At 67.7% G+C, this 22,205-nt stretch carries 21 protein-coding genes, 1 tRNA gene and 1 pseudogene; 13 read left to right on the forward strand and 10 right to left on the reverse strand.

Annotated elements, in window-relative coordinates; translation table 11 throughout:
- Nucleotides 1–41 precede the first annotated feature (41 nt).
- A complete protein-coding gene (locus ACFVVM_RS22560) occupies nucleotides 42–989 on the reverse strand; it encodes a prephenate dehydrogenase (RefSeq protein WP_387621505.1) in 948 nt (315 codons plus the stop codon).
- Between the two features lie 58 nt (nucleotides 990–1,047).
- Here ACFVVM_RS22560 and ACFVVM_RS22565 point away from each other — a divergent pair, with 58 nt between their 5' ends.
- The 3 genes from ACFVVM_RS22565 (at nucleotide 1,048) to ACFVVM_RS22575 (ending at nucleotide 2,185) form a co-directional block, all read left to right on the forward strand.
- Nucleotides 1,048–1,587 carry a tRNA adenosine deaminase-associated protein gene (locus ACFVVM_RS22565; RefSeq protein ID WP_387621507.1) on the forward strand — a complete coding sequence of 180 codons (540 nt, stop codon included), beginning with the start codon at nucleotides 1,048–1,050 and terminating at the stop codon, nucleotides 1,585–1,587.
- A gap of 26 nt (nucleotides 1,588–1,613) precedes the next feature.
- Nucleotides 1,614–2,048 carry a nucleoside deaminase gene (locus ACFVVM_RS22570; protein ID WP_387622322.1) on the forward strand — a complete coding sequence of 145 codons (435 nt, stop codon included), beginning with the start codon at nucleotides 1,614–1,616 and terminating at the stop codon, nucleotides 2,046–2,048.
- A 46-nt stretch (nucleotides 2,049–2,094) separates the two neighbouring features.
- Nucleotides 2,095–2,185, forward strand: a tRNA-Ser gene (locus ACFVVM_RS22575).
- 57 nt (nucleotides 2,186–2,242) lie between these two features.
- Here the strand turns inward: ACFVVM_RS22575 and ACFVVM_RS22580 are convergent.
- Nucleotides 2,243–3,232, reverse strand: coding sequence for a helix-turn-helix domain-containing protein (locus ACFVVM_RS22580; RefSeq protein WP_387621509.1), 990 nt, complete (start codon nucleotides 3,230–3,232; stop codon nucleotides 2,243–2,245).
- A 426-nt stretch (nucleotides 3,233–3,658) separates the two neighbouring features.
- On the opposite strand from ACFVVM_RS22580, the gene ACFVVM_RS22585 reads away from it, so the two are divergent.
- Nucleotides 3,659–3,838, forward strand: coding sequence for a hypothetical protein (locus tag ACFVVM_RS22585; protein ID WP_387621512.1), 180 nt, complete (start codon nucleotides 3,659–3,661; stop codon nucleotides 3,836–3,838).
- Between the two features lie 69 nt (nucleotides 3,839–3,907).
- Here the strand turns inward: ACFVVM_RS22585 and ACFVVM_RS22590 are convergent, their stop codons facing one another.
- Together ACFVVM_RS22590 and ACFVVM_RS22595 are read right to left on the reverse strand one after the other, a co-directional pair.
- Nucleotides 3,908–6,193 (reverse strand): MMPL family transporter, encoded by a 2,286-nt coding sequence (locus tag ACFVVM_RS22590; RefSeq protein ID WP_387621515.1) that lies wholly within the window; start codon nucleotides 6,191–6,193, stop codon nucleotides 3,908–3,910.
- 176 nt (nucleotides 6,194–6,369) lie between these two features.
- Entirely contained in the window at nucleotides 6,370–8,670 is a 2,301-nt protein-coding gene (locus tag ACFVVM_RS22595; protein ID WP_387621518.1) for an MMPL family transporter, read from the reverse strand.
- Between the two features lie 200 nt (nucleotides 8,671–8,870).
- On the opposite strand from ACFVVM_RS22595, the gene ACFVVM_RS22600 reads away from it, so the two are divergent.
- From ACFVVM_RS22600 to tgt, 5 genes are all read left to right on the forward strand, one after another.
- Nucleotides 8,871–9,464 (forward strand): TetR/AcrR family transcriptional regulator, encoded by a 594-nt coding sequence (locus tag ACFVVM_RS22600; RefSeq protein WP_387621520.1) that lies wholly within the window; start codon nucleotides 8,871–8,873, stop codon nucleotides 9,462–9,464.
- A 10-nt stretch (nucleotides 9,465–9,474) separates the two neighbouring features.
- Nucleotides 9,475–9,951: an RrF2 family transcriptional regulator gene (locus ACFVVM_RS22605; protein ID WP_387621522.1), complete on the forward strand. Its 477-nt coding sequence runs from the start codon at nucleotides 9,475–9,477 to the stop codon at nucleotides 9,949–9,951.
- Nucleotides 9,952–10,033: 82 nt separating this feature from the next.
- Nucleotides 10,034–11,767, forward strand: coding sequence for an ABC transporter ATP-binding protein (locus ACFVVM_RS22610; protein WP_387621524.1), 1,734 nt, complete (start codon nucleotides 10,034–10,036; stop codon nucleotides 11,765–11,767).
- Nucleotides 11,764–13,671: an ABC transporter ATP-binding protein gene (locus ACFVVM_RS22615; protein WP_387621527.1), complete on the forward strand. Its 1,908-nt coding sequence runs from the start codon at nucleotides 11,764–11,766 to the stop codon at nucleotides 13,669–13,671. The genes ACFVVM_RS22610 and ACFVVM_RS22615 overlap by 4 nt, the downstream gene beginning before the upstream one ends.
- A gap of 30 nt (nucleotides 13,672–13,701) precedes the next feature.
- Entirely contained in the window at nucleotides 13,702–14,958 is a 1,257-nt protein-coding gene (tgt, locus tag ACFVVM_RS22620) for a tRNA guanosine(34) transglycosylase Tgt (RefSeq protein WP_387621530.1), read from the forward strand.
- Between the two features lie 16 nt (nucleotides 14,959–14,974).
- Here tgt and ACFVVM_RS22625 read toward each other — a convergent pair whose 3' ends face one another.
- Nucleotides 14,975–15,757: a queuosine precursor transporter gene (locus ACFVVM_RS22625; protein ID WP_387621532.1), complete on the reverse strand. Its 783-nt coding sequence runs from the start codon at nucleotides 15,755–15,757 to the stop codon at nucleotides 14,975–14,977.
- 53 nt (nucleotides 15,758–15,810) lie between these two features.
- Here ACFVVM_RS22625 and ACFVVM_RS22630 point away from each other — a divergent pair, with 53 nt between their 5' ends.
- Nucleotides 15,811–16,380 (forward strand): DUF4190 domain-containing protein, encoded by a 570-nt coding sequence (locus tag ACFVVM_RS22630; RefSeq protein WP_387621534.1) that lies wholly within the window; start codon nucleotides 15,811–15,813, stop codon nucleotides 16,378–16,380.
- A 69-nt stretch (nucleotides 16,381–16,449) separates the two neighbouring features.
- On the opposite strand, the gene ACFVVM_RS22635 is transcribed toward ACFVVM_RS22630, so the two are convergent.
- The 3 genes from ACFVVM_RS22635 to ACFVVM_RS22645 are packed head-to-tail and all read right to left on the reverse strand — an operon-like array spanning nucleotide 16,450 to nucleotide 18,581.
- Entirely contained in the window at nucleotides 16,450–17,115 is a 666-nt protein-coding gene (locus ACFVVM_RS22635) for an RDD family protein (protein ID WP_387621537.1), read from the reverse strand.
- 43 nt (nucleotides 17,116–17,158) lie between these two features.
- Nucleotides 17,159–18,094 carry a tRNA glutamyl-Q(34) synthetase GluQRS gene (gene gluQRS / locus ACFVVM_RS22640; protein ID WP_387621539.1) on the reverse strand — a complete coding sequence of 312 codons (936 nt, stop codon included), beginning with the start codon at nucleotides 18,092–18,094 and terminating at the stop codon, nucleotides 17,159–17,161.
- Nucleotide 18,095: 1 nt separating this feature from the next.
- On the reverse strand, nucleotides 18,096–18,581 hold the full coding sequence (locus ACFVVM_RS22645) for a DUF309 domain-containing protein (protein ID WP_387621542.1): 486 nt from the start codon (nucleotides 18,579–18,581) through the stop codon (nucleotides 18,096–18,098).
- A gap of 430 nt (nucleotides 18,582–19,011) precedes the next feature.
- On the opposite strand from ACFVVM_RS22645, the gene ACFVVM_RS22650 reads away from it, so the two are divergent.
- From ACFVVM_RS22650 to ACFVVM_RS22660, 3 genes and pseudogenes are all read left to right on the forward strand, one after another.
- Entirely contained in the window at nucleotides 19,012–19,209 is a 198-nt protein-coding gene (locus tag ACFVVM_RS22650; RefSeq protein WP_387621544.1) for a DUF397 domain-containing protein, read from the forward strand.
- A gap of 116 nt (nucleotides 19,210–19,325) precedes the next feature.
- Nucleotides 19,326–19,799, forward strand: a pseudogene (locus ACFVVM_RS22655) (wax ester/triacylglycerol synthase domain-containing protein); the annotation flags it as partial.
- Nucleotides 19,800–19,904: 105 nt separating this feature from the next.
- Nucleotides 19,905–20,726, forward strand: coding sequence for a WS/DGAT domain-containing protein (locus ACFVVM_RS22660; protein ID WP_387622324.1), 822 nt, complete (start codon nucleotides 19,905–19,907; stop codon nucleotides 20,724–20,726).
- Here the strand turns inward: ACFVVM_RS22660 and ACFVVM_RS22665 are convergent.
- The gene (locus tag ACFVVM_RS22665; protein WP_387621547.1) at nucleotides 20,723–21,199 is read right to left on the reverse strand and encodes a helix-turn-helix domain-containing protein; all 477 of its coding nucleotides are present in this window, start codon (nucleotides 21,197–21,199) and stop codon (nucleotides 20,723–20,725) included. The genes ACFVVM_RS22660 and ACFVVM_RS22665 overlap by 4 nt on opposite strands.
- Nucleotides 21,200–21,468: 269 nt before the next feature.
- Nucleotides 21,469–22,113, reverse strand: coding sequence for a helix-turn-helix domain-containing protein (locus ACFVVM_RS22670; RefSeq protein ID WP_387621550.1), 645 nt, complete (start codon nucleotides 22,111–22,113; stop codon nucleotides 21,469–21,471).
- Nucleotides 22,114–22,205 lie beyond the last annotated feature (92 nt).

Raw genomic sequence — 22,205 nt, forward strand, 5'->3', positions numbered from 1 at the left:
GTGCGAAAGCCCGCCACTCTGCTCGGTCGCGGCGGTCGGCTTCACAGGGCGCGGATCACGCCACCCCGTTGACCGGCTCGATGCAATTCGCCGAGCCAGTCCCCGACGCCAGGGGTGACTCCGGTGATGTCCCACTGGGTGCGGCCCTCGTACGCGGTGCGTCCGCGGTAACCCGTCTCGACAAGTTCGCCGAGGGTGCCGTCCGCGCGCAGTGCGTCGCGGGCGGCCACCAGTGCGTCGATGGTCTCGTCGAGCACCTGCTCGAGTGCGATGGCGTTCGGTTCGCAGATCGCGCGCACGAGGTCGGGCGCGGTCCCGGCGACCCGGGTGCCGTCGCGGAACGAACCCGCCGCCAGGCCGAGCGCCAGCTCACCGCCTGCCGCGCCCGCCGCTGCCAGCGCTTCGGCGAGCACATGCGGCAGATGCGAGATCCGCGCGACGGCCCGATCGTGCTCCTCGGCGACGACCGGAACGACGACCGATCCGCAGTCCACGGCCAGCCTAACGACCCTCAGCCACGGCTCGACCCGCGTGCCCTCATCGACCCCGACCGCCCAGACAGCCCCGCGAAACAGGTCGGGATCGGTTGCTGCCCAGCCGGATTCGGAAGTGCCGGCCATGGGGTGCCCGCCCACGTAACCGGCCTCGAGGCCCTGCTTGCGCACCGCATCGGCGACGGGTCCCTTGATACTGACCACATCGGTCAGCGGGCACCGCGGCGCGTGCACGGCGATCTCACCCAGGATGTGCCCGACCGCGGGCATCGGCACCGCGAGCACCAGCAGCGCGTCGGCCGCCGCGGCCCGGCCAAGCACCGCGGGCAACTCGCCCGAGACGTCGAATCCGTCCCGACGCGCCGCCTCGACACCGGACTCGGAGCGGTTGTAGCCGAACGCCTCGTACCCGGCCGCGACGGCGGCGCGCAGCAGTGAGCCGCCGATCAGGCCGGTTCCGAGGACGCAGACAGCAGCACGTGGGTCGAGGGTCACCGGAACAGATTGGCACACGAGTTCATCATTACGGGCGGGACAGACTACCGTTTGGTCCATGGCAGCACAGCGCTCGAGCACGAACAGGGCGACGTCGGACGACGACTTCGACATCGAAGGGTTCGCGGTGGCGGTGGTCCGTGAAGAAGGCACGTGGCGGTGTAGTCCCCTCAGCAACGACGCGCTCGTCGATCTGTCGGTCGCCGAGACCGAACTGAAGGCATTGCGCAGCTCAGGCGCGGTGTTCGGGCTGCTCGACGTCGACGACGAGTTCTTCATCGTGCTGCGCCCCGCGCCGAGCGGCACCCGGCTGCTCGTCTCCGACGCGACCGCGGCGATCGACTACGACATCGCCGCCGATGTCCTCGATGCGCTCAACGTCGAGATCCCCGACATCGACCCCGACGAACTCGACGACGTCGAACCGTGGGAAGAGGGCGACCTCGGCGTCCTCGCCGACCTCGGCCTGCCCGAACCGGTCCTCAGCGTGATCCTCGCCGAGACCGACCTCTACCCCGACGAGCAGCTCGGCATGATCGCCCAGCGGCTCGGTTTCGCCGACGAATTCGCGGCGGTGCTGGACAAATTGCCCAGGTGAGCACCGAAACCGTGTCCGATCGCGACATGGTGCGCGCCGCGATCGCGGCCGCCGCCGACGCCGACCCGCGCGATGTGCCGGTCGGCGCCGTCGTCTTCGACGCCGAAGGCCGCGAACTCGCCCGGGCCGCCAATGCGCGTGAGGCACTCGGCGACCCCACCGCGCACGCCGAGATCCTGGCCCTGCGCCGCGCCGCCGCCGTGCACGGTGACGGCTGGCGACTCGAGGGCGCGACCCTGGCCGTCACCCTCGAACCCTGCACGATGTGCGCGGGCGCGCTGGTCGCGGCCCGCGTCGGCAAGGTCGTCTTCGGCGCCTGGGAACCCAAGACCGGCGCCGTCGGCTCCCTCTGGGACGTCGTGCGCGACCGCCGCCTCAACCACCGCCCCGAAGTCCGCGGCGGCATCCTCGAACCCGACTGCGCCGCCCTCCTCGACGATTTCTTCCGAACCCAGCGCTGACCAGCCGATTTAACGATCCCGCACCCCCTCCGGTATCGTAGGCGGCGGTGGCGTGTCCGAGCGGCCTAAGGAGCACGCCTCGAAAGCGTGTGACGGGTAACCCCCGTCCGAGGGTTCAAATCCCTCCGCCACCGCCAAGAAGCCCCTCACCTGTTCACTCAGGTGGGGGGCTTCGTTGTATGCCGGCATCGTCGTCAGCGAGGTGCGGACTGAGCCGGTATGTCCGTGCCCTGCCGTGCGCGGAAGGTGTTGCGGTAGGCGGAGGGGGAGGTTTTGAGGGACTTGGCGAAGTGGTGGCGGAAGGTGACGGGGGTGGCGAAGCCGGCGGCGGTGGCTACTTCTTCGACGGGGGCGTCGCCGGTTTCGAGCATTTCCAGGGCGGCTTGGATGCGTTGGGCGATCAGCCATTTGCTCGGGGTGGTGCCGGTCGAGCGGACGAAATGGCGGAGGTAGGTGCGGGGGGACAGGCCCGCGATGTCGGCCAGGTCGGGGATGCCGATCGGGTCGGCGAGGTGTTCGATGGCCCAGGTGAGACTGCGGGCGATCGGGGCGTCGAGTGGTTCGGGGGGCATGGGAGATTCGATGTATTGGGCTTGGCCGCCCGCGCGGTGGGGCTGGATGACCAGGCGACGGGCGACCGCGTTCGCCACCGCGCTGCCCAGATCCTTGCGGACCAGGTGCAGTGCCAGGTCGAGGCCGGCGGCGCAGCCCGCGCTGGTGAGGATGTCGCCCTCGTCGGTGTAGAGCGGTTCGGGGTCGACCTCGACGGCGGGGTAGCGCTCGCGTAGCAGCTCGGCGTAGCGCCAATGCGTGGTGGCCCGACGGCCGTCGAGCAGGCCCGCGGCGGCCAGGGCGAACGCGCCGGAACAGATCGAGACGACCCGCGCGCCGCGGCGATGGGCCAGCTGGAGTGCCTCGATCAGCGCGGGTGAGGTCTCGGCCCTCGGGTCGGCGACGCTCGGGACGACGACGGTGTCGGCGGCAGCGAACTCGGCCAGCCCGTGCGGACTGCTCAGCGTCGCCCCGCCGATCACCCGGATGGGCTCGGGCGTCTCGGTGCACACCGTGAGCTCGTACCAGGGGTGATCGATATCGGACCAGGTCAGGCCGAACACCTCGATGACGATGCCCGTCTCGAACGCGGTCATCCCGTCGTACGCCAGAACTGACACTGTCGAAGCCATGTCTGAATCTTAGCGATAGTCGTCATATACGCCACTTCTCCGGACGTCGCGAAGCTCGGACGATGAATTCATGTTGAAGAACCTGAAGGAATTCGCCCTCGGAATCCACGCCGCCAACGCCATCCGCCACGGCATCCAGCCACCGGCCGGGGCGAGGCAGGCCGGCCCGAAAGCCCGACGACCGTGCGGCCAAGTGCCACAAGATCATCCGGGGTAGCCGGTGCTGCGGTACTGTCCGCGGCGTGATCGATACAGGTGAGGCCGCCATTTCGTCGGGTGTTCACGCTGGACGGCACTGGCCGCGGGCCCGGACGTAATAGACTGGGAGGACCGAAATCCGGGAAGGAACGATGTCTTATGCGCGGGCGACAGCCGCCACCCGCGAAGTCCGGGATCGGGCTCGGGGGGAAGCTTCTGGTTCTTGTCGTGCTGGGGTGGGTGGCCGTCGGGCTGCTCGCGGCGGGCCAGCGGAGCTATTTCGCGCAACTGCCTCGCGAATGCGCGGACTGGGCGACCATCGCGGTGACGGCGGCGGCGGGTCCCGCCAACTACGTGGGTCTCAATCCGCGGGTCACGCAGTGCCAGGTTCCGCAGCCGAGTCAATAAGCGCCGCAAGCCTCGAACGCGAAAAAGGGGCTGCCCGGTAGCCGGACAGCCCCTTCCTTCAGCTCGGCGTCATGGACGCGCGTCGACGGGCGTCTTCTGCGGTTGCAGCTCCCGAAGGCGAGCGCCCTCCACATCGATGTCGGGCACGATCTTGTCCAGCCACTTGGGCATCCACCACGCCCACTTGCCGAGCAGCACGAGCAGCGCGGGGATCAGCACCATTCGCACGACGAAGGCGTCCAGCGCCACGCCGGCGGCGAGCGCGAAGCCCATCGACTTCGCGGTGACATCGGTTTCGAGCAGGAACGAGCCGAACACCGAGATCATGATGATCGCCGCGGCGGTCACCACGCGGGCACCGTGGTGGTAGCCCTTGACCACGGCCTCGGTGGGGGTCGAGCCGTGCACGAATTCCTCGCGCATGCGGGTCACCAGGAACACCTGGTAGTCCATCGCGAGGCCGAATACCAAGCCGATCAACATGATCGGCAGGAAGCTGACCAGCGGATGTGGCTCCTCGATCAGGCCGAGCTTGCCCTCCTGGAAGATCAGCACGGTCGCGCCGAAGGTCGCCGCCATCGACAGCAGGAAGCCGAGCGCGGCGGTGAGCGGGACCAGGATCGAGCGGAACACCAGGATCAGCAGGATGAATGCCGCGCCCGCCACGATCGCCATGTAGGGGACGATCTTGCTCAGCAGCACGTGGTCGATGTCGGCGTAGATCGCGGTGGTGCCGGTGATGCCGTAGGACATGTTGTATCGCTCGTTCAAGTCCGCCTCGGCATCGCGCGCTGACTGCACGAGATCCTTGGTGGACTGGGCGTTGGGACCGGACTTGGGGATCCCGTTGAGCAGCGCGCCCGCGCCGTCCTGACTCATCTGCGGCTCGGTGACCAGATCCATGTCGGGGTAGGAGGCGAGCTGGGCGCGCAAGGCGTCCAACGCTTCCGGACGCTGGTCTGCGGGGGTGTCGCTGAGATCGACGGCCACCTGCAGCACGCCGTTGCTGCCCTCGCCGAAGCCCTCGGTGCGCAGGTCGTAGGCCTTGCGGACCGTGCTCGTCTTGGGCAGGCTGTCCTCGCCGGGCAGGCCGAGATTCAGGTTGACCGCGGGCGCGGCGAGCAGGCCGAGGACCACGATGGCCAGCACCATCGTGATCGCGGGCGACTTGGCGATCACCCTGGCGACGCGGGTGCCGTTGGTGACGATGCTGTCGTCTTCGGGATCGTGCTGGGCGATCAGCGGCAGCTTCGGTTTGAACAGCGACTTGCCGAACGCGCCGAGCAGCGCGGGCATCAGCGTGATGGCGGTGAGCACGGCGAACGCGGCGGCCACGGCACCACCCAGACCCATGAACGTCAGGAATCTGACCCCGACGATACTCAGGCCGACCAGCGCGATGATGACGGTGAGCCCGGCGAACACGACCGCCGAGCCCGCCGTCCCGAGCGCGGTGCCCGCGGCTTCCTCGGCCGAATCCTGCACCGACAGTTCGTGTTTGTACCGGGAGACGATGAACAGCGCGTAGTCGATCGAGAGCGCGATGCCGATCATCGAGGCGAGGAAGGTGGTGAAGCTCGGCACCGACAGCACCGAGGTGGACAGGAAGATCAGCGAGGTTGCCGCGCCGAGGCCGACGATGGCGGTGATGATCGGGACGAACGCGGCCACGATCGCGCCGAACGCCACGACCATCACCACCAGGGCCACGGCCATACCGATCAGCTCGGACTTGCCGCTCGGCATCTCCTGTTCCATCGCGATGGTGCCGCTGATCTCCACGGTCAGCCCGGCTTCGCGCGCGGCATCGCCGACGGCGTAAGCGGCCTCGCGTTCCGTGGCGGTGATGTCGGCGAAGTCGGTGATGGTGAACGGGACACTGAAGAACGCGACGGTGTCGGGCGCCTCGGTGTTGAGCACGTTCAGTGGCGCGCCGCTGCACGTCGAGGGGTCGGGTTGCTCGGTGAGACAGCCCATTTCCTCGGTGGCGGCGATCGGATCGACGATCGGTTCGGTGTGATCGACGATGTCGAGCTCGTCGAGCCGCTCGATGACCCCGGCCAGTGCCGCCCGGTTCGCCGGATCGGTGAGCTTCTGCCCGGCGGGCGCCCCGACCACATAGGTACCGGTGACGGCGTCGAAGGCGAAGGCCTCCGACATGCCGGGGAAGTGTTTGTCGAGGATCTCGGTGGCCCGTTCCGAGGGCAGGTTCGGCATGCTGAAGTCGTCGGTCATCGGTTTCTGCAGCTGGGCGCCGAGGCCGCCGAGCAGCAGGAACAGCAGCAACCAGACGGGTAGCACGATCCATTTGCGGCGAAAGGCCAGCTTGCCCCACCGGTACAGATAGACGGACACGGATTACTCCTCGCGTGATCGGTGCAGAGCGCGGATCGGGAGGTGGAGCCGGTCGAGATAGACCCGAGTCTGGTGCCCGGTCGGCGCGATATCAAGCACCCGCTAACGCCGGTGGCGAAAACAACACGACCCCGCAATCCGGTGACGGATTGCGGGGTCGTTGGCGTTGACGCAGGTCAGCCGACCGGGACCGGCTGCTTCTCGGTATCGACCTTCGCGGCGCGCAGCTCCTCGAGCTTGGCGCCCTCGACATCGATGTCGGGCAGGATGCGGTCGAGCCACTTCGGGATCCACCACGACCACTTGCCCATGATCACCAGCAGCGCGGGCACGATCACCATGCGCACGACGAACGCGTCGATCGCGACACCGACGGCCAGCGCGAAACCGAACGACTTCGCGGTGACATCCGATTCCATGATGAACGAGCCGAACACCGAGATCATGATGATCGCCGCGGCGGTCACCACGCGGGCGCCGTGGTGGTAACCGGACACCATCGCGTCCTTGGGCGATTTGCCGTGCACGAATTCCTCGCGCATGCGGGTCACCAGGAACACCTGGTAGTCCATCGCCAGACCGAACACCAGGCCGATCAACATGATCGGCATGAAGCTGACCAGCGGTTGCGGATCCTCGATCAGGCCGAACGCGCCCTCCTGGAAGATCAGCACGGTCGCACCGAAGGTGGCCGCCATGGAGAGCAGGAAGCCCAGGGCCGCGGTGAGCGGGACCAGGATCGAGCGGAACACCAGGATCAGCAGGACGAACGCGGCACCGGCGACGATCGCCAGGTACGGCAGGATCTTGCTGAGCAGCACGTGGTCGACATCGGCGTAGATGGCGGTGGTGCCGGTGATGCCGTACGACATGCCGTACTGCGCGTTCAGCTCGCTTTCGGCGCCACGCGCCTCGGCGACCAGGTCCTTGGTGTCCTGATTGTTCGGACCGGACTTCGGGACGCCGTTGAGCATGACGCCCTGCTTGTTCTCGTTCCACTGCGGCTCGGTGACGTAGTCCATGCCCTCGTAGGACGCGAGCTTGGCCCGCAGCGCGCCGACGGCGTCGTCGCGTTCACCCTCGGGGGTGCCGCTGAGGTCGGCGACGACCATGAGCACGCCGTTGCTGCCCTCACCGAAGCCCTCGGTCCGCAGGTCGTAGGCCTTACGGATGGTCGAGGTGGTCGGCATGCTGTCTTCACCCGGCAGGCCGAGGTTCAGATTGATGGCCGGGGCGGCGAGCGCGGCGAGCGCACCGATCGAGATGACCAGCGCGATCCACGGACCCTTGCCGATCAGGCGGCCGAAGCGCTGGCCGACGGTGACCGTGCTGTCGTCCTCGGGGTCGTTCTGGGCGACCAGCGGCAGCTTCGGCTTGAACAGCGACTTGCCGAAGGCGCCCATCAGGGCCGGCATCAGGGTGACGGCGGTGAGCACGGCGAAACCGGCCGCGATGGCGCCACCGAGGCCCATGAAGGTCAGGAACTCCACGCCGACGATGCCGAGCGCGCCGAGCGCGATGATGACGGTCAGACCGGCGAACACCACGGCCGAACCGGCGGTGCCGAGTGCGGTGCCCGCGGCTTCCTCGGCCGAATCCTGCACGGCGAGTTCGTGTTTGTACCGGGAGACGATGAAGAGCGCGTAGTCGATCGAGAGCGCGATGCCGATCATCGAGGCGAGGAAGGTGGTGAAGCTGGGGACTTCGATCACCGAGGTGCCGAGCATGATCAGCGAGGTCGCGGCGCCGAGGCCGACGATGGCGGTGACGATCGGCACGACCGCGGCGACGATGGCGCCGAAGGCGACGACCATGACGACCAGCGCGACGGCCATACCGATCAGCTCGGACTTGCCGCTCGGCTGTTCCTGCTTCATCGCGATCGAGCCGCTGACCTCGACGGTCAGGCCCGCGTTGCGGGCTTCGGCGCCGATGTCGAAGGCGGCGTCACGATCGGCGTCGGTCACGTCGGTGACGGTGGCGATGTCGAACGGCACGGTGATCACGCCGACGGTGTCGGGCGCGGTCTCGTTCAACACGTTGAGCGGGGCACCGGAACACGTTCCCGGGTCCGGATTGTCGAGGCAGCCCATCTTCTCGGCCATCACGACGGGGCTGGTCAGCGGCTTGTCGGGGTCGGTGGCGACGATGTCGAGCCCGTTGAGCTTGGCGATGAAGGCGTCGATCGCGGCGCGGTTGGCCGGATCGGTGAGCTTCTCGCCCTCGGGGGCGCCGATCACGTAGGTGCCCGACACGGCGTCGAAACTGAACTGTTCGGACGCACCGGGGAAGTGCTTGTCGAGGATCTCGTTGGCGCGAGCCGAGGGCAGCTCGGGCATGCTGAAGTCGTTGCTCATCGGCTTGCTGAGCGAGAAGCCGACACTGCCGAGCAGGACGAACAACAGTAGCCAGACCGGCAACACGATCCATTTACGGCGGAAAGCGAACTTTCCCCATCTGTACAGGTATACGGACACGAGGGTGCTCCTAGCGCGAAGAACTCGGGTGGGATCAGGCTCGTAGACAGCACACGCGGTCCGCCCGTGACGGTTCCGCCTCCACATCGTCGTTTTCTGCCTACCGTGCGGTAGGTAGACTACCGAGGCGGTAAGTGGAGAGGCAACCTCAATTTCGGGGGCGCCGGATGAGTCACACCGAATGATGGGAAGATCTGCGCATGGCTGCCCGACACACCACCGACACCGTCGCCGCAGGTGGAGGCACCAAGCAGGCGATTCTCGACGCCGCGGTCCAGCTTTTCGGGACCAAGGGCTTCGAGCAGACGAGCCTGCGCGAGGTCGCCGATATGGTGGGAATCACAAAGGCCTCGCTGTACTACCACTACGCCTCGAAGCTCGACCTGCTCCTCGCGATCATCGATCCGATCATCGATCACATGCGCGGCATCGTGGAGGACATCGACGCCGTCCCCTACACCGACGAGGGTATCCGCGCGGTGCTGCGCACCTATCTGCGCGGGATGATCCGGCACCGCGCCGCGGGCGCGCTGTGCGTGCGCGACACCGCCGCCATCGTCAACGCCATCGCCGACCGATACCCCGACCTGATGGAACCCACCAGGGAATTGCGGCTGTGGCTGGCCGGACCCGAGCCGACCGACGAGCGGCGGCTGCGCGCGTCGGCCGCCATCGAGGTGCTCGGCGTCGCCCTGCTGTCGACTGAGCTCGCGCCCGGCGCGGCCGACGAAGTGGTCGAGAAGACCTTGCTGGACGCGGCCACCTGCGTCCTGACCGCCTGCGGCACCGCGTAAGTTCGACTTCGTGCATATCACGGCCAGGGTCGACTACGCGGTGCGAACGTTGCTCGAGCTCGCCGCGGCCGACGGAGTCCTCAAGGCCGAGACCATCGCCGCCGCCGCGCAGATCCCACCGAAGGTGCTGGAATCGGTGCTGGCCGAACTGCGCCGGGCCGAGCTCGTGCTCAGCAGGCGCGGTCCCGACGGCGGTTACCGCCTGGCCAGGCCCGCACCGCAGATCTCGGTGGCCGATGTGATCCGCGCGGTGGAATCGCCGCTGGCCTCGGTGCGCGGGCAGCGGCCGGAGGACGTGCGCTACCCGGGCGCGGCCGAACCGCTGCAGCAGGTGTGGATCGCGCTGCGGGTGAACATCCGCGCCGTGCTCGAGAACGTCGCCATCGCCGATATCGCCGACAACCAGCTGCCGGGCTTCATCGCCGAGCTGGTTTCCGACCCCGGCGCGTGGGCGCGTCGCGAGCCGCGGACCGCCGCGGGGGCGTGAGTACTCCACACCCCCTGGTTATCCACAAGACGAGTAAAACCGCGGGGCTTCACACATCCGCACGCGGTAGCCTGCGACCATCATGTTGATCACCCTGCTGCGGACCTACTTGGCCCCGTACCGCGCCCAGCTGGCCGGGGTTCTCGTCCTCCAGCTGATCTCGGTCATCGCGATGCTCTACCTGCCCAGCCTCAACGCCGACCTCATCGACGACGGCGTCACCAAGGGCGATATCGGCTTCATCTGGACCACCGGCCTGTGGATGCTCGCGGTGAGCTTCGTGCAGATCGTGGCCTCGGCGGCGTCGGTGTACTTCGGCGCGCAGGCGGCGATGGGCGCCGGGCGCGACATGCGCGGCGGGGTGCTGCACCGGGTCGAGACGTTCTCGGCGCGCGAGGTCGGCGTCTTCGGCGCGCCCTCGCTGATCACCCGCTCCACCAACGACATCCAGCAGGTGCAGCTGCTCATCGTCATGTCGGTGACGATTCTGGTGATGGCGCCGATCATGTGCGTCGGCGGCATCATCATGGCGGTCCGCGAGGATCTCGGGCTGTCCTGGCTGCTGCTCATCGCGGTGCCCGCGCTCGCGCTGGCGATGGGCACCATCGTGGCCAGGATGGTGCCTGGCTTCCGGCAGATGCAGACGCGCATCGACGAGGTCAACCGGGTGCTGCGCGAGCAGATCACCGGCATCAGGGTGGTGCGGGCCTTCGTGCGCGAGCGCCAGGAGATCTGGCGTTTCGGGATGGCCAACCGCTCGCTCACCGATGCCTCGCTGCGGGTCGGCAAGCTGGCGGCGCTGATGTTCCCCACCGTCATGCTGATCAGCAATGTCACCGCCGTCGCGGTGATCTGGTTCGGCGGTCACCACGTCGACGAGGGCAGCATGCAGATCGGCTCGCTCACCGCGCTGCTGTCCTACATCATGCAGATCCTGATGGCCGTCATGATGGCCTCGTTCCTGGCGATGATGGCCCCGCGCGCCGCCGTCTCGGCCGACCGGATCGCGGCCGTGCTCGAGACCGAGTCCTCGGTCCGCCCGCCGCGGCTGCCCCAGCCCTTCGCGGGCGACCCGGCCACCGTCGACCTGCAGTTCGCCGAATTCGCCTACCCCGGCGCGGAGAAGCCGGTGCTGCGCGGCATCCGCTTCCAGGTCGCGCCGGGCACCACCACCGCCGTGGTCGGGTCCACCGGTTCGGGCAAGTCCACGCTGATCAACCTGATCCCGCGCCTGATCGATGTCACCGACGGCGCGGTCTACGTCGGCGGCACCGATGTGCGCCACCTCGACCTGGAACTGCTGCGTGGCGGCATCGGCCTCGTCCCGCAGAAGGCGTACCTGTTCTCCGGGACGATCGCCACCAACCTGCGCTACGGCAAGCCCGACGCCACCGACGAGGACCTGTGGCACGCGCTCGAGGTCGCCCAGGCGGCCGATTTCGTGCGGGAGATGCCGCAGGGGCTCGACACCCCGGTCGCCCAGGGCGGCACCACGGTCTCGGGTGGTCAGCGCCAGCGGCTGTGCATCGCCCGCGCGCTGGTGCGGCAGCCGCGCGTGTACCTGTTCGACGATTCGTTCTCCGCGCTCGACGTGGCGACCGATGCCCGGCTGCGCGCGGCGCTGAAGCCGGAGACGGCCGACGCGGCGGTGATCATCGTCGCCCAGCGGATCCAGACCATTCGCGACGCCGACCAGATCGTCGTGCTCGAGGACGGTGCCATGGCAGGCATCGGCAATCACGACCATTTGATGCAGCGATGTCCGGAGTACCGCGAGATCGTCGAGTCCCAGCTGAGTGTGGAGGAGGCTCGATGAGGCCAGGCGCGCCGGGCCCCGGAGCACCGGGGACCAAGCCGAAATCGTTCGGTCCGTCATTGAAGCGGCTGCTGCGCAGGCTCGCTCCCGAACGGTTCACCGTCGGGATGATCATCGCGCTGGTGATCACCTCGGTCGTCCTCAACACCCTCGGCCCCTATCTGCTCGGCAAGGCGACCAACCTCGTCTTCGACGGTTTCGTCGGCAAGGAACTCGACCCCGGTCTCAGCAAGGACCAGACCGTCGAGCTGCTGCGTGCGCAGGGCGAGAACACCCGCGCCGACATGCTCTCGGCGATGAACGTGATCCCCGGTACTGGCGTCGACTTCCACGCCGTCGGCCAGGTGCTGATCCTCGTGCTCAGCCTGTACGTGGCGGCCTCGGTCTTCGGCTGGCTGCAGGGTTACCTGCTCAACATCGTCATCAACCGGACGGTGAAGCGGCTGCGCGACGAGGTGGAGAACAAGCTGCACCGGCTGCCGCTGCGCTACTTCGACACCGCCCCCCGCGGTGACGTGCTCAGCCGCGTCACCAACGACGTCGACAATGTCTCGCAGAGCCTGCAGCAGACCATGAGCCAGCTGCTGGTCTCGCTGTTCACCGTGGTCGGCATCCTGATCATGATGTTCTGGATCTCGCCGCTGCTGGCGCTGATCGCGCTGCTCACCGTGCCCGCGGCGATCATCGTCACCGCGCAGATCGCCAAGCGGTCCAAGCCGCACTTCGTCGACCAGTGGAAGTTCACCGGCGAGGTGAACTCCTCGGTCGAGGAGGCCTACACCGGCCACGAGATCATCACCGCGTTCGGCCGCGGCCGCGAGGTCGGCAAGGAGTTCGACAAGCGCAACCAGAAGCTGCACGACGCGAGCTTCAAGGCGCAGTTCATCTCCGGCCTGATCATGCCCGCGATCATGTTCCTCGGGAACATCAACTTCGTGTTCATCGCCCTGGTCGGCGGTCTGCGGGTGGCCACCGGCAACCTGTCGCTGGGTGAGGTGCAGGCCTTCATCCAGTACTCGCGCCAGTTCAGCCAGCCGCTCACCCAGATCGGCGCGATGGCGAACCTGCTGCAGTCCGGTGTCGCCTCCGCCGAGCGGATCTTCGAGATCCTCGACGCCGAGGAACAGAGCCCGGACCCGCTGGTGGAGAACCAGCGCCCGGTCGATCGCGGCCGCGTCGAATTCGAGGGGGTGTCCTTCGGCTACGACCCGGAGACCCCGATCATCGAACGACTCTCGCTGGTCGCCGACCCCGGCCACGTCATCGCCATCGTCGGGCCGACCGGCGCGGGCAAGACCACGCTGGTCAACCTGCTGATGCGGTTCTACGAACTCGACGCGGGCGCCATCACGATCGACGATGTCGACATCACCACCATCACCCGCGACCATCTGCGCTCGCGCATCGGCATGGTGCTGCAGGACACCTGGCTGTTCAAGGGCACGATCAGGGAGAACATCGCCTACGGCAATCCCAACGCGTCCGAACACGACATCCTCGCGGCTGCCCGCGCCGCCTACGTCGACCGGTTCGTGCACTCGCTGCCGCACGGCTACGACACGGTGATCGACGAGGAGGGCGGCGGCGTCAGCGCGGGGGAGAAGCAGCTGATCACCATCGCCCGCGCATTCCTGGCCAAGCCGTCGATCCTGATCCTGGACGAGGCGACCAGCTCGGTCGACACCCGCACCGAACTGCTGGTCCAGCAGGCCACCGCCGCCCTGCGTCGCGATCGCACGAGTTTCGTGATCGCGCACCGCTTGTCGACGATTCGCGACGCCGACCTGATCGTGGTGATGGAGAAGGGCCGCATCGTCGAACACGGCAACCACGAACGGTTGCTCACCGAGAAGGGCGCTTACTACAACCTCTACAACGCCCAGTTCGCGGCGGCCGAAGCCTAGACCGGGCAGCGGGGCTGGCACGATGGGCCGGTGGCCGAGCGCAGCGAGTTCTCCTTCGAAGTAGGTACCCGTCTCGATGGTGGGCGCCACGGCCGGACCGGGGTGATCTCCACCCCGCACGGTGAGATCGCCACGCCCGCCTTCATTCCGGTGGGGACCAAGGCCTCGGTGAAGGCGGTCCTGCCGGAGGCGATGAAGGAGCTGGGCGCGCAGGCCCTGCTGGCCAACGCCTATCACCTGTACCTGCAGCCCGGCGCCGACATCGTCGACGAGGCGGGCGGGCTCGGCAAGTTCATGAACTGGGCGGGCCCGACCTTCACCGACAGCGGCGGGTTCCAGGTGATGTCGCTGGGGGTCGGGTTCAAGAAGGTGCTCGCGATGGAGGCCGTCGACATCCGCTCCGATCAGGTGATCGCCGCGGGCAAGGAGCGGCTGGCCACCGTCGACGACGACGGCGTCACCTTCCGCTCGCACCTGGACGGGTCCAAGCATCGCTTCACCCCCGAGGTGTCGATGGGCATCCAGCACGAACTCGGCGCCGACATCATGTTCGCCTTCGACGAGCTGACCACGCTCATGAACACCCGTGGCTACCAGGAGAAATCGCTACAGCGCACGCACGAGTGGGCCCAGCGCTGCATCGACGAGCACGAACGCCTTACCGACCAGCGTGCCCACCGGCCGTATCAGGCGCTGTTCGCGGTGATCCAGGGCGCGCAGTACGAAGACCTGCGGCGCAAGGCCTGTCGCGAGCTGGAGACGATCCGCGGCAGTGGCGGAACGGAATTCGACGGCTACGGCATCGGTGGCGCGCTGGAGAAGCACAACCTGGGCACCATCGTCGGCTGGTGTTGCGACGAGCTGCCCGAGCACAAGCCGCGCCACATGCTCGGCATCAGCGAACCCGAGGACATGTTCACCGCCATCGAGAACGGCGCGGACACCTTCGACTGCGTCAACCCCTCGCGGGTGGCCCGCAACGCGGCCATCTACGTCGACGAGGGCCGGTTCAACATCAACACCAGCCGGTTCCGCCGCGATTTCACCCCGATCGACGAGAACTGCGACTGCTACACCTGCGCGCACTACACCCGCGCCTACCTGCATCACCTGTTCAAGGCCAAGGAGATGCTCTCGGCGACGCTGTGCACGATCCACAACGAGCGGTTCACCGTGCGGCTGGTCGACCGGATCAGGGCCAGCATCGATGGCGGCTACTTCGACGCGTTCAAGGCCGAGTTCCTCGGGCAGTGGCAGGGCCGGATCAAGGCGCCCGGGTCGGCGTGACCCGGGCGCCGCGCGCTCAGTCGTGCAGCGCGTCGCGTTTCGCCGGGGCGTAGGTGGGTTCGGATTTCTTGAGGATCGCGATCACCCGGTAGGTGATGGGCAGCATCAGCACCTCGCACAGCGTCTTCCAGAGGAAGCCGATGATCACGAAGTTGATGAACGACTGCCAGGTGTCGATGCCGATGGCGGTGGCGGCGATCGAGCAGAAGATGAGGGTGTCGGCGAACTCGCCGATCACGGTGGAACCGATCAGCCTGGCCCACAGGTGCTTTTCCTTGGTGCGTTCCTTGATCATCACCAGGGTGGCCGAGTTCAGCAACTGGCCCACGAAATAGCCCGCCAGCCCGGCCAGCACCAGCTGCGGGGTGGTGCCGATGACGGTGCGGAAGGCTTCCTGGTTGTCGTAGAAGCCCGCGGGTGGCAGCCGGATGGCGATCGTGAAGGCGCCGACGGTGAGCAGCAGCGCGGCGAAGCCGGTGTAGATGGCGTGGCGGGTGGCGCGGAAGCCGTACACCTCGCTGAGCACGTCACCGAGGATGTAGGCGAGCGGGAAAAGGAAGAAGGCGGCATCGGTGGTGATCGGCAGCAGCTGCAGCGGCCCGAGCATCACCGACTTGTCGGCGAAGAACTCCACGCCCTTGGTGGCGCAGATGTTGGAGATGATCAGCGTCGCGGTGAACACGGCGACGATGGTCGGATAGAACCCCCGCGCAGCCTGGGCGAATGCCGCATGGTCCGGCGCGGGGTGCCCAGTGTCGGTGGGTTTGTCGAGAGCGTTCGGTTCGGTCACGCCCTCCATCCAACCAAGGTCGTGCCGCGCCACGGTCCTGGGTTGTGGAATAGGCTGTAGTAATGACGAATCCCGGCGATTCCGACGAGTGGTGGAAGCAGTACGGCGGCTCCGGCGTGTCGCCGGAGTCCGGCGCGCCGGGTTCGGTGCCGCAGTACCCGACCGCCCAGCCGTCGCAGCCTTCCCAGCCGCAGCAGCCCAGCTATCCGTCGGCGCCGCAGTACCCGCAGCAGTCCGCCCCGCCGCCCTCGCAGCCGCAGTACCCGAACTACCAGCAGCCGCAGGCCGGGGCGCCGCAATATCCGCAGCAGCCCGGTTACGGCGGGTACCCGCAGGCCGGTGGCTACCAGCCCTACGGCGCCTACCCTCAGCCGCAGGGCACCAACGGGCTGGCCATCGCCTCGCTGGTGACCTCGCTGATCGGCATGTGCACCTGCATCGGTTCGATCGTCGGCATCGTGCTCGGTGTGATGGCGCTCAACCAGCTCAAGGAGCGTGGTGGTGAGGGTCGTGGCATGGCGCTGGCCGGCATCTGGATCGGCGCGATCACGCTGGTGCTCGCCCTGCTGTACGTGGTCTTCGTGATGGTCCTCGGCTTCGCCAGCGGGTGGGAAACCACGTCGACCTACTGACCCGCACAGACGGCAACAGGGGCGCTTCCGGATCCGGAAGCGCCCCTGTTGTTTCGCGTCGGCTGGGAATCAGCCCTTGACGACCTGCGTGCCGCCGGCGAACTTGTCGTGCCAGCCCTGCTTGTTCGGGTCCTGGGAGATGGTGATCGCGATGTAGATCGCCAGACCCAGCCCGGCCAGGCCGCCGATGCACGGGATCGCGCTGACAGCGACGAACAGGTTGCGCTTGAGCGACTGCTCGGGCGTCAGGTTCGGGGCGCCACCGGGGGCGACGACCCGCAGACCGAGGATCTTCTTGCCCAGCGTGGTGCCCTGGCTGACCTCCATGGCCACGAAGTAGCCGTAGAGCGCCAGCGAGGCGATGAAGCCGGTGGCCAGCTGCACCGTGTTGCCGGACAGCACGAGCGAGAGCACGATCGCGATCGGGATGCTCACGATCAAGTTGTCGATGACCCGCGCACCGAAGCGGATGCCCAGGTCGGCCGGGGTGACACCGCCGAAGCCCGCCTGCCCGTACGGGTTCGGGTTCTGGCCGTAGCCCTGTTGCGGGTACGGGTCCTGGCCGTAGGTCGGCTGCTGCTGGCCGTAGGGGTCCTGGCCGTAGCCGGGCTGCTGCTGGCCGTACGGCTGCTGCTGTCCGTATCCCGGCTGCTGCTGGCCGTAGGGATCCTGGCCGTAGCCGCCGGGCTGACCGCCCTGCGGGTACTGGTTGGGGTCGTAACCACCGCTGGTCATAAATTCGTCCTCGTCGTGATCAGTAGATCGGTCGATGCGTACGTTACGGACATCCCTCTGGTCGGAACAACCCGATAGGCTCGAGTATCCATGGTTTTCCGGGGATGTGCGTGGGGTCGAATACTTCGCGGAGCTCTGCCGTTGTCCGCGCGGAATACCCGAGCGAGTCCGCGATCGCGGTCACCACGTCCTCGGGCGTGTTGCCCAGTGCGCGTTGATCCGAAAGGCTCACTGCCCCGTCACGTTTGGCCAATCGCTTGCCCTCCTGATTGAGCACGAGCGGCACGTGGGCGTAGGTCGGCGCGGCGAGTCCGAGTAGCTCGGCGAGGTAGGCCTGGCGCGGGGTGGACGGCAGCAGATCGTCACCGCGCACCACCTGGTCGATGCCATGAGCGGCGTCGTCGACCACCACGGTCAGGTTGTAGGCGGGAATGCCGTCACCGCGGCGCAGCACCAGATCGTCGACGGCGCCGCGATATCGGCCGTGCAGCAGATCGGTGATCTCGTAGTCGGTGACCTCGGCGCGCAAACGCAGTGCGGCGGGCCTGCCTTCGGCGCGGCGGGCCGCGCGCTGGGCCTCGGTCAGCTCGCGGCAGGTGCCCGGATAGGCGCCCATCGGGCCGTGCGGCGCCGTGGCGGCCTGCTGGATCTCGCGCCGGGTGCAGAAACATTCGTAGGTGCGCCCGGCCGCGGTGAGTTCGGCGACGGCCGCCGCGTAGGCGGGCAGCCGCTCGGACTGGTAGACGACGGGACCGTCCCAGTCGATGCCGATCGCGGCGAGGTCGTCGAGCTGACGGGCGGCGGCGCCGGGCCGCACCCGGTCGAGGTCGTCGACCCGGATCAGGAACCGCCGCTCGGTGGTTCGCGCGAACAACCAGGCGAGCACGGCGGTGCGCAGGTTCCCGATGTGCAGCTCGCCCGACGGGCTCGGGGCGTAGCGGCCCGCGCCCGGAGCCTGGCTGGTCGACACCGCACCCATCCTAGGTGGGTTCGGCGCACAGCCTCGGCCGCAGCCGGTCCTCGGTGATCTCGGCGCCGGAATCGAGGGCGGCGAGCAGTTCTCGCGCGTGCGCGATCAGTCCGTCGCGGTCGACTTCGTGGTGCTGGGCATTCGCCGGGTACACCGTGAGCCGCTCGCTCGCGCGGCGCAGCAGGGTGCCCGCGCCCTTGCGATTGCCGCGCTGGATGTGGGTGATGCCCACCGCGTATTGCGCCAGACCCTGCCAGAGCATCCGCTCGGCTACCGGCCCGTTCTTCCATGCCGCTTCCAATACTTCGTGCGCGTTGAATGCCAGACCGTCGTCCAGCAGTTGCTGAGCGAAGGTCAGAGTTTGCTGGGGCGTCAACTCGAGGTCGTCGGGAATTCGGGCCACTCCGGCACTGCCGGGTGGCAGCGGCCTGCCGAGTCGGTCGCGGGGGCGGTCGTTGCGGGCACGACCTGCGGCGTCACGGTCACGGGAGATCATTCCCCCATGATCCACGCCCGCTCTCGATGGTGCCTATGGGACGGGTGAGACAACGCGGATAGTGACGTATCACGGACCAATCACGCCGACGTAAAAGTTGATGTGTCAGCCGGATCCGGAATGGGTATAGGGACCTGGCAATGCTCCCGCAAACGTGAACCTTCGCAACATTGGCAAAAGGATATGAGAAAGCAAATTCTCATCCGCAAACTTGCGGAAGACCTGCTAGTGTCTCTTCCGCGGGGGCAGCCCCCGGAGGCGGAAACGCCTCGATGTGCTGGTTCGTGCCGGTAGGTTGCGCGTGCCGTGTGGCGGTCTCTGTGTGCCACGAAGTAACTCGTCGGTCGCGCCGGAATCCGGAATATTGCAGCGATTCCAGGAGTAATCCCGTTCTCGATGACGCAAAGGAGCAAGTGCCGTGGGAGTTGATGTGACGAACGCTGTGTGGCGGAAGAGCACCTACAGCGGACCCGATGGGAACTGCGTGGAAGTGGCCTTTCTCGCCGGTTCCGAGGTGGCGGTCCGTGACACGAAGGATCTCGGTGGCGGCCCCGTGCTGGCCTTCGGACCGGGAGCGTGGGACGCCTTTCTCGCCGACATCAACTCGGGAGCGTTCGGGCAAGGCTGAATCCACACCGTGTGCCTCGCGCAGGTAGTTCCGGCCCCGAGTCGGTAGGACTCGGGGCCTTCTCAGTGGTGGCCTATCGTGGCCGGATGACGAGGATGGCCCCGCGCGACGCGACGATGTTCTGGCTGTCGCGGCGCACCGCCAATGATGTGTTCCTGCTCTACTCTTTCGCCGAAAACGCCACTGCCACCGATGAACTCCGCGCTTTCATCGCGGCGCGCGTCGCGCGCATTCCGGATCTGCGGATCCGGTTGCAGGAGATACCGGGCGACCTCGACTATCCCCGGTGGATATCCACTGAATTCGTGGCCCAGCAATTCGTGACCCACCGCCCGGATGGCCGGTCGTGGCACAGTCTGCTCGATCGCGTGGGCGAACTTCTGGGCACCGGTCTGGATGCCACCGAATACCCCTGGCGCATCCATGTCTTCCGTGGTGTGCGAGATGCGCCGGGTTCGGCGGTGCCGGTGCTGGTGGCGATCCTTCAGGTTTCCCACGCGCTGGCCGACGGCACCAGGGCCGCCGCGATCGCCCGTGCCCTCTTCGGTCCGGCGCCCGAGGGTGAAGTTGTCCACAGCTCTCCCGGTGAGCCTGTGGATAACTCGGGATCCCGGCCGGTACAACCAGCGAAAACCTCTACACAGACTGTGGATTCCTGTGGACAAGTCTGTGGATGGACGCCACCGGCAGCAGCCGTGAGTGTGCTTGGGCTACTGCGTTTTCCCCAGCGGGCCGCGCAGACGATCTGGCGTGGTCGCGCCGCCTACCGCGCACAGCGGGAGCTGGCCGACCGCACCGCGACGGGCGAGGTCCCCGCGGCCGCAACCGGGTTCGCGCCCTGCGCGCTGAACCCCGCGGTGCCGGTCGCCGATCATCAGGTCCGCCTGCTCGTCGTCGACGCGACCGAGCTTCGAATTCCCGGCCGAACCGTGACTGTCGTTGCCCTGACCGCGATTTCACGCGCACTCGCCGGCTATCTCACCGAACGCGGCCTGCCGCCCGAGTGCCTGGGTACCGCGCTCCCGATGGCGCTGCCGGATCGGGGAGCGGCCCGCAACAACTACCGCGGTCTGTCGATCGACCTGCACATCGACGAACCGGACCTGCGCCTGCGCGCCGCCCTGATCGCCGACGACCTCGCCACCCGCCGCGACCGAGCGCTCAATCCACTACTGGCCGCACAGGATCGGGTGGGGGCGGTGGTGCCCGCCGTGCTGGCCGTGCGCGATGTCGAGCGCGCCGATCTGCACAGCGTGCCCGACGCGCTCGACGGCAACACGGTCGTCTCCAGTGTCTACCGCGGCCCGGCCGATCTCGCCTTCGCGGGTGCGCCGGTCCTGTTCACCGGCGGATTCCCCGCGCTCGGCACGGTCATGCATCTGACTCATGGCGTGCACGGCATCGGTGAAAAGCTGACGCTGTCAGTGCATTCCGATCCCGAGGTGCTGCCCGACCCGGACCGGTACCTGGAACTGCTCGCCGAGTCACTCGGCGCCGTGGTCGCCGCACACGGTTAGGGCTTCGCGCCTGGCCTGGTCAACTCGATGCTGACCGCGCGCAGCGCCGAGTGCAGCGCGGTCGCGGGATCGGTGCCCGCGGCCTCGCCCTCGATCAGCCCGTCGATGCGGAACGGGCAGAAATAGCCGGTTCCGGTGTCGCCCTGGTGCGGTCGGCCGATCTCGATGAGCGGTTGGCCCGCGCGGTGCGCGGCCGCGATGGCCGTGGCGAGCGCGGCATCGGCGGCGCGCGGATCACGTCGGCGGGTGCGCGGTAGCGCGGGCGCGGATTGGGAGTGGATGCGTTCGTACCAGTCGATCACCTCGGACGGCGCTGCGCGCGTACCGGTTTCGTAGTGACCGAGCGCGGCCCTGCTGTACGGGACGCGGGCGGCCAGCGCCGTCAGGGACAACCCGGACTCTTCACGTAGCCGCCGCAATCGCGCTCCGACGATGGTGGTCGCGCCGTTCCCCTGCTCGCCCCGACTGGACATGAGGCCATCGTAGAGAACTGTAGACGTTTGTAGACGCTTTTTGCTGTCCAAAAGGTCTTGACGGCGACCATACTTTTGTCCGGCGGCTTCGTCATCACCATACCGCGCCACCCGTGCAAGCTGTGACTCGTTCGGAGGGGACCGATGGACATCTACGTGTGGATCGCGCTGGGGCTGTTCGTGTTCGGCGCGCTGACCCGCTACCTACTACTCCTGCCGCCCCCGGAAACCACCGCGCGTCCGAGCGTGGCAGAGATCCGGCTGCGGCTTCAGGCCGAGCGCGCGCTCCCCGGCCACGACTCGACGACGCCGTCGGTGCGCAGCAGTTCCAGCAGCAGCTTCTCGGCGTCGGACTTCTCCCTGGCCAGGGCGCTCCAGCCACGGACGAGGCCGTCGTCGCCGGATTTCGTCGTCCACGAGCCGACGGCGTGAGCGCCTTGGGGGTGCAGCGAGTAGTAGATGGTGCCGACCGGGAACGCGATGTCCATGCCGCGCACCCAGCCGGTCAGTGCGTCACCGTCCCACACCCGCATCTCGCCACGGACCTGCGCGACCGGATCCGCCTCCGGCGCTGGGGCTTCCGCGTCCGAGTCGAGCAGCAGATGGTCACCCTCGTGCCGGATGTTCACCGCCGCCACTTCGACCTGCTCGCCGTGCTTGGCCGCCTTCTGCCAGGCCGCCCACCACCGGCCTGCCAGGTCGATCCGGTTGTCCACGATGCCCGCCAGTTCGGCCAGCGAGATCTGCAGCGCCTCGGCCAGCCGGATGGCGACCGGCAGCGTGGGCGACTGCTCCTCGGATTCGTACCGGGTGATCTGTCGCGAGCTCACCCCGATCGCGGTGGCGAGCGCGGGCTGCGACAACCCGAGCAGCCGCCGCCGCTCCTGGATCACCTTCCCCGTCCCGGTGTTCATACAGTCATCGCCTCCATCGCTGGCCCCTACCGTCACACCCTGCTGGACACATCCGCACCAGACCCGCCGGCATCGCGCGCCGCCCTGCGTGA

Source organism: Nocardia sp. NPDC058176, from assembly GCF_042883805.1.
GTDB lineage: Bacteria > Actinomycetota > Actinomycetes > Mycobacteriales > Mycobacteriaceae > Nocardia.